Genomic DNA, 13,746 nt, shown 5'->3' with positions numbered 1-13,746 from the left:
TTCTTCGAATGCATCTTCACCGCTTGGGATCTTAAATCACATGGCCAATCACGCCTCTGCCATTAAGCGAGTTCGTCAAACCGCCCGCCGACGCTTGCGCAATCGCGCGCATTTGTCGCGTATCCGCACGGCGGTTAAGAAAGTTGAGACCAGCCTTCAGTCCGGCCAGTTGGATGCCGCCCTGGAAGCGTTCCGCCAGGCTGAGCCTGAGCTGGCTCGTGGGGTCTCTAAGGGGGTCCTTCATCGCAATACGGCATCGCGCAAGATTTCGCGCCTTTGCAGCCGTATCAAGGCCCTCAAGACACCTGCCGCTCAAGCTTAGGCGATGCGCCGCAACTTGCGGCCATCGTTTTATAGCTTCGTTGCATGATTGCGTCTAAATCCCATTGATAGGTAAATATTAATGATGCATTAAGAGTATTGAATAAATAAAGTCCGCTTGCGACAGAATTTATAACTATAGTAGCGCAAGTGAAAAAACAAGAAACGCTCCTGAAATACTAGTGTTCATTTGGTGTTGCCAAATGAACACTTGATTTTTTCTGATTTTTTAGAGATAATATTTTTGCAATCGACGTTATCATTTGTAAAGTCTGCTCACCCTCGAAGAAGCGGGGCTAACGGGCTTTCCAGGTCAAAGTCGAATGTATGACGTGTTCAAAAACAGCGCAGTTGGGCTTGTTCAGGGATCCTTTCTAAGGAGTGTGCGGTGCGATGCCGTGGCTCGGTCAGGAAGGCGGACATGAGCAGGCCTTTCATAGGGTAGAGGTAGACAGATGGGGGTAGGGGGCATGGGCGCACGGGCCATTCACACCGACAACATTCACCCATCCGCGGTCAGCCGCTCGGCTGCGCATAGTCTTTCAAATGCCGATTCCGATTCCGCCCCTTCGACCGAAGCGTTGTGGCTAAGTGTGCGCGCCTTGTTGCGCAAAAAAGTCGGCACTGAAAATTTCCGCCGCTGGCTAGAAAGCATGCGCTGTGAGCGCTGCGGCCAAGACGGCACGGTGGTCATCAGCCTGCCCACGCGATTCATGCGCGATTGGGTGGAGACGCATTACGGTGCCATGATCTCGGCCACTTGGCGCGAGGCGGGATACGAGCTGGAAGACATCCGCTTTGGCGTTTTGCCATCGGTCGAGGTTGCATCTGCGGGACAGCCCGTTGTGGTTGGTCAGACCCAGACAAGTGCCATCGGCGACCTTCCCGCAAATTCGGACCGCACGGCCATGCCGCTGATCGGGACGGCGTTGCCTGTGAACGGTCTGCCTGCCAAGGCGGTAAGCTCGGCCATGAAAGACTGGCGCGATGATTTATGCGCGCCGCTGGATGCCCGCTTTACCTTTGACCAATTCGTTGTGGGTAAGCCCAATGAATTGGCCCATGCCGCCGCGCGGCGCGTGGCCGAAACATCCTCTGTGTCGTTTAACCCCCTGTTTCTGTATGGAGGCGTGGGGCTGGGCAAGACGCATTTGATGCATGCCATTGCCTGGCATATTCGTGGCCAGAACAACGGTCGGCGCGTGATCTATATGTCGGCTGAAAAATTTATGTATCAGTTCGTACGGGCGTTGCGCTTTAAAGACACGATGGCGTTCAAAGAGGAGTTTCGCTCGGTCGATGTGCTGATGATCGATGATGTGCAGTTCATCAGCGGCAAAGATTCCACACAGGAAGAGTTCTTTCATACTTTTAACGCCTTGGTGGATGAGAACCGACAGATCGTCGTTTCCGCAGATAAATCTCCGCGAGAACTGGACCAAATCGAGGAACGCTTGCGTTCGCGTCTAGGCTGGGGGCTGTGCGCGGATATTCATCCCACCAGCTATGAGCTGCGCTTGGGTATCTTGCAGTCAAAGGCCGAGCAGTCGCGGCGCGGCGTTCCCGCCAATGTGTTGGAGTTCCTGGCGCATCGCATCACGTCGAATGTGCGTGAATTAGAGGGCGCGTTGAACCGTTTGACGGCGCATGGCGACCTCGTGGGGCAGACCATCTCCCTCGATATGGTGGGCGAGGTGCTGCACGACATTCTGCGCACCCATGACCGCACCTTGACGGTCGAGGATATCCAGCGTCGCGTGGCCGAGCATTACAATATGCGCCTGGCCGAGATGTGCTCCACGCGCCGTGAGCGCGCGGTGGCTCGTCCGCGTCAGGTGGCGATGTATCTGGCCAAGCAGCTGACCTCGCGCTCTCTGCCGGATATCGGGCGTCGTTTCGGTGGTCGCGACCACACCACGGTCATTCACGCCGTGCGTAAGGTGGAGGAGCTGTGCCAGACGGATAAGGACCTGCGCCAGGATGTGGATCTGCTGCGTCGCCTTTTGCAGGGTGCGTGAGGTTCTTCAACTTCCAAGCCAGTTGAATGATTAAGATTGTCAGGCGCATGTAAAAACTTCCCACATGGACAACGTGCCGACACTAACAGCTTCTGCTTTTACCCTTTCCTCGTTTTAAACTTCCTCGTTCCCATAAAACCAGAATTGCTGAATCCCTTGGCAGAGCCAGCCGATCAGTATATGCTGCGTCTCCGTTTGTGGCAGCGTAGCTCAGCGGTAGAGCAGGGGAATCATAATCCCTTGGTCGGGGGTTCAAATCCCTCCGCTGCTACCAATACTTCTTTTTCGGCGTTACCACAGATTTATCCTGTCCGGCAGGGCGATGTGTGTATGCCTAACGGAGTTATCTGCATACCAAATCAGCGCGCGGGGCGAGAAACGGATTATGAGAAGGGGAAAAAGAGCGAAACCCGCAAAAATCAAGCCCACTAGATAAGTAGGTGTTTTTATATCCTGTAAATATTCATAACAAGTTGTGATAAAATGAAACTATATGACAATTCACATAAAGAATAGTTGCGTTTTTAATTTTATACAAATATAATTTCATCATAGAAGTTATGTCTATGACGCCATGAATAACGAGAGGCAGGAGGGAACAATGAGTACCATCGTATCTGGTTATGCGGCTCTCGAACATCGGTCGGAAAAACCTGGTCTCAATCTCGTCTCGATACCGCCAACTGAATGCTATAAATTGATGGAGGCTGGCCGTGCAAATTACAAGGCCGTGATGGAAGATTTTTTCGAGAAAATGCAGGCCCCAGGCGATAATCGGGCTAGCGATGATCAATGTGTGAGTCTAAAGAATGTCTATCGTGAAAGGCTTGGGGCGATCTATAATGTGCTGAATTCGGATGAGTCACATCCAGATGACAAGGATAGTGACAATTCGCCCTATTACCGTCATCTGGCGCTCTTACATTTCGCGCGTTTCCTTGACCCTAAATTTGTTCCGATTGGGTCGAGCAAAGATGTTGCTGAACTTCGTGAAGGGGTCATTCGCGAGGTTGCCTCATATGCGGCTTATACTGGCGACACCAGAGCTATAGATGACTTTTCAGTTCATGCCGAAGGCAAAGTCAACAGCTTTGACGCTATCTCCAAAGAGGTTACGACCACAAAAGCAGAGATATCCCGGCATGAAGAGGATCATATCGACAATTATCAAGCTATTCAGGTCGTCATGGCTATTAACAGAGCATTGGCCCCCAAAGCGGCCCAGCAGTGTGTTGATGCGGCAGCAAAGGCCCATGTTACGTTACCTAAAGTGGCGTCAGACTACTGTAATTCGTTGATTACCAAGCCAGGTTCACGAGATCCGGGTCCCACTCGTGCAGTACACGCTGGAAATCGCCATCAACACAAGCTGACTCGGCCTGATCACGATCACGAATGGCGTTCCCTTACAAAATCGACATATGTGCCAACATAAGGGATGCCATGGAAAAAATCGGTTTTTTGCGTGGGTGATTACTGCTTCTTCTGTGTTTTCTTTACATCATTTATCCCTCCCCAGGCAGCGCCGCTTTCCCTCGCGGCGCTGCTTTCTTGTGGCGATAAGCGCAACTTGAGCTTTTTTTCATCTCTTGGTGTCAATCTGCAAAAGATTGACGCGACCTTCCAGGCTGCTAACCTCCACCACGAACCCGCCCGATGGGTGCGGGAGACGAAAACAAGAATGGAGATACCCGATGACATCGTTGTTCATCGTGCTGGATTTGGCGCTGGATATGTATTTGTGGGTCATCATCATTTCGGCCATCGTCAGTTGGTTGGTGGCGTTCAACGTCATCAATGTCTATAACCCGGCGGTTCGGGCAATTCTGGGCTTTATGCACCAGATCACCGAGCCGGTCTTGGCCCGCATTCGTCGCTTCCTTCCCAGCATCGGTGGCGTGGACCTATCGCCGATCGTGGTGATCCTTGTGATCGTATTTTTGCGCAATTTGATGCGTGAATACGGCCCATTGTGATGACGAGGAGATATCGGAACGCATCATGACGACAGCGGCCCGCATCATAGACGGCAAGGCGTTATCGACACGGCTTTTGGGCGATGTGTCGCGCAAGGTCGATGTGCTGCAAAAGCGGGGCGGCACGGTTCCATGTTTGGCGGCGGTGTTGGTGGGCGATGATCCGGCCAGCCAAATCTATATCCGCAATAAGAAACGTACCGCCGAGAGTATCGGAATGCATTCGGTGGTGCATACCCTGCCGGCCACGATCCCACAAGATGAGCTGCTGGCCCTGATTGGCACGCTGAACCAAGCATCCGACGTGCATGGAATATTGGTGCAGATGCCTTTGCCCAAGCCGTTATCCGCTTCGACCATCATTGCCGCCATCGCGCCGGATAAGGATGTCGATGGTCTTCATCCGTTGAATGTCGGGCGTTTGAATCTGGGCTTGCCGGGGTTGCAGCCTTGCACACCGCGCGGATGCATGATGCTGATCCGCGAGGCTTTGGGTGAGAATCTGTCAGGATTAAAAGCTGTGGTGTTGGGACGTTCGAATCTTGTGGGGCGTCCCATGGCGGCCATGCTGCTGCATGCGGATTGCACGGTCACCAGCACCCATTCGCGCAGCCGCGATCTGGCTGCCGAATCTCGGCAGGCGGATATCCTTGTCGCGGCCACAGGTCAGGCTGGGATGGTGCGCGGCGATTGGATCAAGCCCGGGGCATGCGTGATCGATGTGGGGATCAGCCGACTCGAACAGGCAGACAAGACCACTCTTGTGGGCGATGTGGCGTTTGACGAGGCGGCCTCCCGAGCCGGATTCATCACGCCTGTCCCCGGCGGCGTGGGACCGATGACGATTGCGTGTCTGTTTGCCAATACGCTTGAGGCGGCCTGCGCGCTCCAGGGAATGGGGGTGCCGCAATGATTACCGCCTATGCCTTGCGTGATGGCCGCGTGCATGACGTGCGTTTGGAACCGGGGCAGGACGTTCCCGAGAGCACTGTGTGGATCGATCTGTTGCAGCCCGAGGAGGAAGAACGGAATTATATCTCGAAGGCATTATCCTTGGACCTGCCGACTCTGTCTGAAATGGAGGAGATCGAGGCATCCAGTCGTTTATATCTGGAAGGCGATGCTTTGTTCATGACCACCTCGATCCTCTCGGCGGCCGAGAGCATTCATCCGACTGTCGACGATTTGACCATCGTGATCACGCCCACCCATATGTTGACGGTGCGGTTTTGCAAACCGCGCGCCCTGGATACCTTCGCGTTCCGCATCCGCCGTCAGCCGGACATGTTGGCGACTTCTGTTGACGCGGCTTTGTGCATGTTGGATGCGGTGGCTGATCGCACGGCGGATATTCTGGAATATGTCGCCCATCAGATCGACGATCTTTCAACCGAGATATTCCAGCAGAACGCCGATCACGCGCTGGAACAAAAGAAAAAGCATCAACTGACCCCCCGCTATCACGGCAAATGGCTGGATACGGCCATGCGCGGCCTTAGCCAGTCGGGCGACATGATCCACAAAATCCGCGAATGCCTGAACGGCATGTTGCGGCTTCAGGTCTTTATGGACACGAACTTCTTGGGCCGTTTGACCAAGGAGCAAAGCTCGCGCATCCGCACCCTGGACACGGATTTGCGCTCGCTGAGCGACCATGCGCAATTCCTGGCGCATGAGACCACGTTTCTACTGGATGCCGTGTTGGGACTGATTTCCATCGAGCAAAACAACATCATCAAGATATTTTCGGTTGCCGCTGCGGCATTTCTTCCGCCGACTTTGATCGCCAGCATTTACGGAATGAATTTCCGCCATATGCCCGAATTGGAGCAGCCTTGGGCCTATCCTTTGGCATTGGTAGTGATTGCGCTATCCGCCGTGGTTCCCGTGTGGTTGTTCAAACGTAAGGGCTGGCTGTGAAAGTCTCGTACTAGGTTCGGCTTATTTTAGGTCGGTTGGCCTGGTTGCCGTAGGCATTGGCATGGGATATGCTGCGCCTTCCGTTATCACATGAAACAAAGTCTTTCTAAGGAGGATCCCATGTCGGCCAAGGCCGCTTCCCCCAAAAACGATCATGCCGCCCCGCCGGCTTCGGGTGATTTCAAGGTACAAGATATGTCGTTGGCCGATTGGGGTCGGCGAGAAATCCGCATTGCCGAAGGCGAGATGCCCGGCCTGATGGCCCTGCGCGCGGAGTATGGCAAGACCAAGCCGCTTAAGGGCGCGCGCATCGCGGGCTGTCTGCACATGACCACGGAAACGGCGGTTCTGATTGAAACCTTGCGTGAATTGGGCGCGGAAATTCGCTGGTCCTCATGCAACATCTATTCGACACAGGATCAGGCGGCGGCGGCCATCGCGGCGGCTGGCATCCCTGTTTTTGCCTGGAAGGGCCAGACCGAAGACGAATCTTTGTGGTGCATCGAACAAACCATCACCGGTCCCGATGGCTGGCGTCCCAATATGCTGTTGGACGATGGCGGCGACCTGACCGAGGTCATGCATGCGAATCATGCAGACCTGATGAAGGATGTCAGGGGCTTGTCCGAGGAGACGACCACGGGCGTGCATCGTCTGTACGAACGCGCCCGCGCGGGGAATCTGATGGTTCCGGCGATCAATGTGAATGACAGCGTCACCAAGTCGAAATTCGATAATCTGTATGGGTGCCGCGAAAGCTTGGTGGATGGCATCAAACGCGCCACCGGCGTCATGTTGGCGGGCAAGGTGGCCGTGGTGTGCGGCTATGGCGATGTGGGCAAGGGTTCCGCCGCCTCGCTGCGCGGCCAAGGCGCGCGCGTTTTGGTGACCGAGATCGACCCGATCACGGCCTTGCAGGCGGCGATGGAAGGCTATCAGGTCACCACGATGGAGGAGGCCGCCGGCTATGGCGATATCTTCGTCACCGCCACCGGCAATGTCGATGTGGTGACCTTGGACCACATGCGCCACATGAAGAGCGGCGCGATCTTGTGCAATATCGGCCATTTCGACTCGGAGATCGATATCGCCTCGTTGCGTAACTATCGTTGGGAAGAGGTGAAGCCTCAGGTGGATGAGGTGGTCTTCCCCGATGGCAAGCGCCTGATCGTGCTGGCCAAGGGACGCTTGGTCAATCTGGGCTGCGCCAAGGGCCATCCCAGCTTCGTGATGAGCGCGTCCTTTACCAACCAGGTCTTGGCGCAGATCGAGCTGTGGCAGAACCACAAGAAATACGAAAACAAGGTCTATACCCTGCCCAAACAGTTGGATGAAAAGGTCGCGCGGCTACATTTGGATAAGATCGGCGTCAAGCTGACTCATCTAAGCCAGAAGCAAGCCGACTATCTGGGCGTGCCGGTGGGTGGTCCATATAAGGACGATCGTTATCGGTATTAGTCAAAAAGGGGGATTGAGGCGATCGGCCTAGGACTGTTAAATGGGTTGGGTCCTTGATGATCGCCTCTCTTTCTTACTACTCGTTTGGGTCAGCGCCGCATCTTTCTGCTAATTCCTTAAACAGCCCGCTTAGCATCATGCCTGCTCGAGCCTAGGGCGTTGTTGCAGTATAATGGGCGTTCCAGGACTTCCGTGCTTTTACCGGAAGATTCTTCATCCACACCTAAGCTGCACCTGTCCATAGGCCGCATGTGTCATGCGGGGCTTTTCGGCATGGCGCTGCGGGGCTTCTGTTTGTGGGCGGCACAGCCTGTGTTGTGACAATCCCTCTTGTAGTAGCGTTTCTCTTAGGGCCGTGGCGTTGCGTCCCAGCTTGACGCCATCGCAGGCATGATTGACGAAACTTGAGATTCCTTTTTTTAGTTCCTCGGGCTCCATGGCAGAAGCGAAAGCGTACGATTCTTTCGCGTCGCCCAGTTTGTTTACAAAATGCACCTCAGGCGCGCCATAGGGCGCGGATACACACATGAAATGCGAGTCGCCGAGTTTAATCACGGATTCCATTTTTGCCCATGTTCTGCCGCCCCATTCCTGTCCGGGGTCCAAAGCGGGTTTGGCGTCTGTGGGTGACATTTCCTGAACAGGGATTCCAAGGCCGGTGGCGATCGCCGTTACCATCGCCTGTGGCCCCTCGGCCTGCGCGAAGTCAGCAAGGGATTTTATGGTCAGCCGCGCTTGTTCGGCATCGTGGAACATGCCGCCGCGCCGCAAGGAAGCCTTTTCGTTAGGAAAGACATCCTTTCTATGCTCGTGGAACAGATTTTCCACGAGTGAGGCCACTTCTTGCGCCTTCTCGGGGGCATCATACCCCTGGTCCAGACGCAAAAAGGCCCTGGGGAAGAACGGCGCGGGGTCGCTCTCGGGATGACCGGTGATCTTGGCGCGATCGACCAACCCATGATCGAACTCGAGGTAATAGACGCCTTTTTTGGCGGCCAGGTTCGATCGAAAGCCGTCCTTATTGTAGGATATCTCGGTAATTCGTTTGTTGTGTTCGACCATGGCACATCACCTCTGCCCAAGATCGGGCTATATCGGATGATAAAACGGCCATGATTGATATCCGGCTGATTATGCCGAGGATTTGTTGAAAATTTGATCAATCGACGCGAGATGCGCTCCCGTTTAGCCAAGAAGGCCGAGCCGTGATCCATCTTATCAGGAAGATAGGCGTTTACGCGCGGCGGGCTTCGTTGTCCACTAAGGGCAGAGCGGACAAAACGGGCACCAACTGCCCCAGCTGACCGGCCACGGCGCCCAATGTGGAGGTCAATTGGCCGAGGATGGCCAGACGCTCCAACGTGCCGTTGAGCGACGATTGCAGCGTCGCGACGCGCATCACCACATCCTCGCTCATGCGCGAGATGCTTTGCGTGTTGTCCTTGGCGGCGTTGTCCAGACGGCTGGTCATCATCTCCAGGCGGCGTTCGATCTCGCCCGTGGTGGAGATGGCCTGCTGGCCCTGTTGCGACAGAGAGGTAATCACGCGCATCGTGTGCTGCGAAGCCGAGTCTGTCTGATCCGACAAACGTTCCACCTGCTGGGTCAGCATGCCGAATTGATGCTGCGTCTGCGCGATCTGCTGCCCGATCTCGCTCATCACTTCGCGGATGGTGGATTCCAGATTGCCCGATACGCGGTTCATCATCAAACGCCAGTCTTCTTCCTTTTGCAGGCTTGAGTCGAAGGCACCTTGCAGCGATTGGCGCAATTCCAGAACCAGATTGTCCAACACGTCGCGGCGCGAACGCATCTCGGCGGTGGCGGCGACGAATTCGCCTTCGGCCGAACGAAGCGAACTGCTGGCCGTGCCGACCAGGCTCTGGGCCTCGACCAAGCGACCTTGGATTTCGCCGGTCTGCTGGCGCATATCGGCCAGTGTCATCGAGAATTCTTCGGCGGTGCGTTGGCCCTGTTCGGTCAAGCGATTGGTGGCTTGGCGTAGGTCCTGGGTCACATTCACGGTTTCGCTGACGCGCCGTGCCAGGCCCGTCAACAGATCGCGCATGGCTTCTTGCGCCTGTTGCAGTAAGGCCAAGGTGGTTTCCGCCTGCTGATGCGCCGATATGGCCGCTTGGCGAGCCGAGCCGCTCTCGTTCTCCATGGTCAGCACCACGGCTTCCATGCGGCCCACGCTGCGCTGCAATCCGGCGTCGTATTTGGCCACCAGGGACTGCGCGTCTTCGCTGGCGCGACCCAGATTGCGATTGATGTTCAGCAAGCCGCGCAGGGCGTCTTGCGTCTCGTTGGCCGTTAGGCGGACGATTTCCGTCACCGTTCCTGTGCGTTCGTTCAGCTGAGTCTCAAAACGCTGCCAAGCGTCGTTGAATGCGTCTTGCAGTTCGCCAACGGCATGCGACACGCGGTCTTGCCCTTGTCCGGCCAAATCGCCCAGCGTTTGCATATGCGCGACCACATTGTCGCGCAGAGCCGACATGCCGACATCCAAGGCGTCGCGCCAACCGCGCAAGGATTCGGCGGTCACGCTGCTTTCGCGCTCGGCCAAAGACTGTACGCCTTCCATATGCTGACCCAAAACCGATTTGACCTCGACAAGGCCAGTCGATACCACGCCGTGGATCTCGGCCAAGGCCTCGCGCAGATCGACTTGGCCGCGCTGTGCGCCGGACCAGGACGTGTTGATCTCGTTGACGAAGTTATCCTGGGTCTGGCGTAAGGCGTCGATCATCATGCGCTGCGTCGCTTGGATCTCTCCGCTGACAGACTGACGCCAGCCTTCCGAAGCGTCGCGTGACGAGATGGCCTCTTGTTCCAGACGCTGCCACATACGCGCGGATTCGCCGGTCATCTCGTTTGCAATTTGACCGATAATGCCCGTAACAGACTGGCGTAGATCGTTTAATCCTCTGTCCAGTATCTCCTGGCCCGTCTGGGCGGTCATCTCCAAACGGCGCGCCTGCTCGGTCAGGCCGGATTGGGTCACATCCATATGCTGTGTGGCGGAATCGCGCAGAGCCTGAAAGTGGGTCGTGGCGTTGTCCTGCAATTCCTGCATACGGTAGCTAAGCTGCTCGGCCAGTCCCTGAGTGCGCTCTGCCAAAGCCTGCTGCCATGACTGCAACGCCTCACGCGAGATTTCACCTTCGCGGCGTGTGTCTGTAAGCATCTGGCGCATTTCATTAGAAAGGTCACCGGCCAATTCCTTCACCTGGCCCAGCGAGGTATCGCGCAGATCGGCCATGGCGGCGCGAAGCGAATCGTTTTCCTCGTTTAAGGTACGCATGCGCAAGGCGGCCTCGACCTCCAAACGGTCGGTCAATTGATGCAGTGTCTGGGAAATATCCGACTCCAAAGCCTGCACGGTCGAACGGAATCCTTCGCCTTCTTGACGCGCGGAGCGGCTGGCCCCATCGACGGCTTCGCGCAGGGATATTTGCAGATCGTTCAAGGATTGGGTGGTGGCCAATTCTACGCGGCCCAGGAAGTCGCGCAAATCCTCGCCGCTACGCTGGGCGGTGATGCCCATCTGCTGCGTCTGGTCGCGCAGGCTGACAGACAAGCCTGCCAAATCCGCCACGATTGTGTCGCGCATCTCGCGCAAGCTCATCTCAGTCATGGTGAGACGGTCGGCGGTTTGCGCCATCTGATTGCGCATATGGTCGGCCAGGACCAACAAGGAGTCGTTTTGAGTTTGCCAATGACGCGAGGCGTCTTGGAAGCCGCTGCGTTCTTGTTCGACCATTTCGATCAATTTGCGCTCGGTACCTTGTAAGGAATCGACGGCGCGCGACATTTCGTCGGTCAACGATGAAAACACCGCCGCCGCCTTGCCTTCAAACCGTAGCTGCAGGGGGAGGCCTTCTTGGTCCTTCTCCTCGGGAAGGGTGACATCGGGAACCGAAGCAAAGCGTTGGCGCAGACGCTCCAAAAGGCGCGCCAATTCTCCCATTTCGCCCTCGCCCTCGGTCCCCCATACCGGGCGATCCAATTGGCCTTTTTCAAGACCGATCAGGCTGCGGGCTAAGGAATTCAAGGGCGACAGGAACTGACGTCGTACCGCCCAGGCCAATGATCCGGCCAGGACGAGTCCCAATCCCAAACCGATAGCGGCCAGAAAGAATAATCGTTGGTTCAGGCGGCTAAGATCCTGACGCCACGTGATTTCGGTCGACTTTTGTTGACCTCCGGCCATCAGGTTTTGCGCCTGTGTCAAACGGTTTTCGATCAACGGCAAGGTCATCAAAGCGGGCAGGGCGGTACCGGCCGAAAACGTCACGTCGCTATTGGTCACGGCGCGTGCGGCGGTTTCCTCGATCTGTTGAAACGGCCCCATCAAAGCGCGTAATTCGGCTTCCATCGCGCGGGCTTCTTGACCGGCGGCCTTGGCGCGCAGACGATCCAATGAGGCCAAAGCCTTGTCCAGAGACTGACGCATTTCCATTTGTTGTTCGGGCTTGCGATCGCGTAAGAAGCGAGTCATAGCGCCCGAAAAACCGCTATATCCCAAAGACTGGCGGATCTCTTCCATCTCAGGCGGCAAGGCCGCTGCGGTGGCACTGGCCACCGGCGCCACTGCCAAGCGGTCGTACTCTGACTTGACCTGCGCCGTGACAACGGCCAAGCCAAGGAAAGCGGCCAGGCCGGTTATCCATACAGCGGTCGTCAACCAGTCGCCCATCTGAGCGGGTTTGTGGATGTGTTGAGTGTCTTTGTCGGACATTGGCCAGAACCGTCGTTATTGCCATGAGTTACAAAAGTCACCGCCTCGGTCAGTTGCGTCTTGAAAGCGAATCAAAAGACGTATCCCGACCAGGTGCCGACACTGTATGCAAGCTTAGCCCTGTTAACCAAGACTCTTTTGCATCCACACAGTTCCGGCAGTATGGAAGCTCCGTGTCGTTTCGGCAAGCCTTATGCGGAAGGTCTTGGATTGTATATTATTACGCTAAATTTCTTATCCGTCTCCACCACCAAAAACGGGGGATGGCAGGCCCGCTCCTTGCATCTGACTGTATTTCTGAAGGTTTAACATCATCATATCATGAATTAAAGCGGGTGGCAGTGGATCACTGCCACGATTTTGTGTCTGCTTGGCTGGTTCGGTATGGGATTGCACGCTTTGAACTTGTTGTGGTGTCAAAGCAATTGGCTTTTGAATAGGGTTACTGAGTGTCAGAGGATGAAATGACGTGCTGGGCATATTGCGTGCGGCTGAAGACAGGGCCAAGGCAGATTGCCTCGGGGCAGTCACCATCTCAGGCATGGCTGCGGGTGCGATTACGCCTCCATAGGCCAAGTGAGAGGGATTTTTAGCCGCGGTTGTTTCGGGTGTCGGCGATGTGGAGACAGGTGGATGGGTTTCATTGTTGTCATATTGTTCTAATTCGTCGCTCTGCTCTGCCGCTCCTGACTCCACCTCATCTGTGATAGCAGGCCCATCGTCATCGGCTTGGGAGGCTTCTGCATCCTCGTTTGCTAGGACATCGGACGAGATAGCCGGCTCGACCAATGCAGGCTCAACCGCTGAAAGCACTTCGGACGGCGGCTCGCTATCAACAGATTGAGGTGGCGTGTCGGGCATGCTCAAGGCGGCCACCATAATAGGGGCGGTAGGTGTTGCAGCCGGATCTTTCGAATCAACCGCGCCGTCACCTTGTCCTGGGGCCAGAAGATCTGCAATCGGTCCTTCTTGGCCGGTTAGCATGGCGATGGCATGTGCGCCCGGTTCCTTACCCGTGACATCCTCGATCAATGAAGCTATGGCCCCTGTCACCGCCGCGATCGGTCCGCCATAGAGCATATCGCCCAGGCTGCGTGCCGGTCCGCTGATGCTATCCCCGGTCAAGCCGCGATATAGCGAGCTGACGACAGGGATATGATGCAACGGGTTGATCGTATCGATTGCATCTTTAAATGTAAAATCCACAACGTTTTGTGGTGGGCCACCTGATTCGGCGTAGCCACCGGGGGCCGCGACCGACCAATCTCGGCGTGTAGATATTTCGGAAACGTTTGATGTTGTATCAGTCATT

At 55.8% G+C, this 13,746-nt stretch carries 10 protein-coding genes and 1 tRNA gene; 8 read left to right on the top strand and 3 right to left on the bottom strand.

The window, feature by feature from the left end; all coding sequences use genetic code 11:
* Positions 1-40 precede the first annotated feature (40 nt).
* The 8 genes from rpsT (at position 41) to IPI58_01820 (ending at position 7,693) form a co-directional block, all read left to right on the top strand.
* On the top strand, positions 41-322 hold the full coding sequence (gene rpsT / locus IPI58_01855; protein QQR69446.1) for a 30S ribosomal protein S20: 282 nt from the start codon (positions 41-43) through the stop codon (positions 320-322).
* Between the two features lie 469 nt (positions 323-791).
* Positions 792-2,339: a chromosomal replication initiator protein DnaA gene (gene dnaA / locus IPI58_01850; protein QQR69445.1), complete on the top strand. Its 1,548-nt coding sequence runs from the start codon at positions 792-794 to the stop codon at positions 2,337-2,339.
* A gap of 199 nt (positions 2,340-2,538) precedes the next feature.
* Positions 2,539-2,613 (top strand) — tRNA-Met (locus tag IPI58_01845).
* A 327-nt stretch (positions 2,614-2,940) separates the two neighbouring features.
* Positions 2,941-3,774, top strand: coding sequence for a hypothetical protein (locus IPI58_01840; protein QQR69444.1), 834 nt, complete (start codon positions 2,941-2,943; stop codon positions 3,772-3,774).
* A 259-nt stretch (positions 3,775-4,033) separates the two neighbouring features.
* The gene (locus tag IPI58_01835) at positions 4,034-4,315 is read left to right on the top strand and encodes a YggT family protein (GenBank protein ID QQR69443.1); all 282 of its coding nucleotides are present in this window, start codon (positions 4,034-4,036) and stop codon (positions 4,313-4,315) included.
* A 25-nt stretch (positions 4,316-4,340) separates the two neighbouring features.
* Positions 4,341-5,228, top strand: coding sequence for a bifunctional methylenetetrahydrofolate dehydrogenase/methenyltetrahydrofolate cyclohydrolase FolD (gene folD, locus IPI58_01830; protein ID QQR69442.1), 888 nt, complete (start codon positions 4,341-4,343; stop codon positions 5,226-5,228).
* Positions 5,225-6,235: a magnesium transporter CorA family protein gene (locus IPI58_01825; GenBank protein QQR69441.1), complete on the top strand. Its 1,011-nt coding sequence runs from the start codon at positions 5,225-5,227 to the stop codon at positions 6,233-6,235. The genes folD and IPI58_01825 overlap by 4 nt, the downstream gene beginning before the upstream one ends.
* A 120-nt stretch (positions 6,236-6,355) precedes the next feature.
* A complete protein-coding gene (locus tag IPI58_01820) occupies positions 6,356-7,693 on the top strand; it encodes an adenosylhomocysteinase (GenBank protein QQR69440.1) in 1,338 nt (445 codons plus the stop codon).
* 213 nt (positions 7,694-7,906) lie between these two features.
* On the opposite strand, the gene IPI58_01815 is transcribed toward IPI58_01820, so the two are convergent.
* The 3 genes from IPI58_01815 to IPI58_01805 form a co-directional block, all read right to left on the bottom strand.
* On the bottom strand, positions 7,907-8,755 hold the full coding sequence (locus IPI58_01815; GenBank protein ID QQR69439.1) for a hypothetical protein: 849 nt from the start codon (positions 8,753-8,755) through the stop codon (positions 7,907-7,909).
* Positions 8,756-8,927: 172 nt separating this feature from the next.
* Positions 8,928-12,434 carry a hypothetical protein gene (locus IPI58_01810; protein QQR69438.1) on the bottom strand — a complete coding sequence of 1,169 codons (3,507 nt, stop codon included), beginning with the start codon at positions 12,432-12,434 and terminating at the stop codon, positions 8,928-8,930.
* A gap of 234 nt (positions 12,435-12,668) precedes the next feature.
* The gene (locus tag IPI58_01805; protein ID QQR69437.1) at positions 12,669-13,745 is read right to left on the bottom strand and encodes a hypothetical protein; all 1,077 of its coding nucleotides are present in this window, start codon (positions 13,743-13,745) and stop codon (positions 12,669-12,671) included.
* Between the last annotated feature and the right edge of the window lies 1 nt (position 13,746).

Source organism: Alphaproteobacteria bacterium, assembly GCA_016699305.1.
GTDB lineage: Bacteria > Pseudomonadota > Alphaproteobacteria.
This window is presented reverse-complemented; position numbering and strand designations above follow the sequence as displayed.

What these genes read in the sequence shown, in the direction of transcription:
- rpsT (QQR69446.1), top strand. Translation starts at nt 41, where the DNA reads ATGGCCAATCACGCCTCTGCCATTAAGCGAGTTCGTCAAACCGCCCGC.
- dnaA (QQR69445.1), top strand. Translation starts at nt 792, where the DNA reads ATGGGCGCACGGGCCATTCACACCGACAACATTCACCCATCCGCGGTC.
- IPI58_01840 (QQR69444.1), top strand. Translation starts at nt 2,941, where the DNA reads ATGAGTACCATCGTATCTGGTTATGCGGCTCTCGAACATCGGTCGGAA.
- IPI58_01835 (QQR69443.1), top strand. Translation starts at nt 4,034, where the DNA reads ATGACATCGTTGTTCATCGTGCTGGATTTGGCGCTGGATATGTATTTG.
- folD (QQR69442.1), top strand. Translation starts at nt 4,341, where the DNA reads ATGACGACAGCGGCCCGCATCATAGACGGCAAGGCGTTATCGACACGG.
- IPI58_01825 (QQR69441.1), top strand. Translation starts at nt 5,225, where the DNA reads ATGATTACCGCCTATGCCTTGCGTGATGGCCGCGTGCATGACGTGCGT.
- IPI58_01820 (QQR69440.1), top strand. Translation starts at nt 6,356, where the DNA reads ATGTCGGCCAAGGCCGCTTCCCCCAAAAACGATCATGCCGCCCCGCCG.
- IPI58_01815 (QQR69439.1), bottom strand. Translation starts at nt 8,755, where the DNA reads ATGGTCGAACACAACAAACGAATTACCGAGATATCCTACAATAAGGAC.
- IPI58_01810 (QQR69438.1), bottom strand. Translation starts at nt 12,434, where the DNA reads ATGTCCGACAAAGACACTCAACACATCCACAAACCCGCTCAGATGGGC.
- IPI58_01805 (QQR69437.1), bottom strand. Translation starts at nt 13,745, where the DNA reads ATGACTGATACAACATCAAACGTTTCCGAAATATCTACACGCCGAGAT.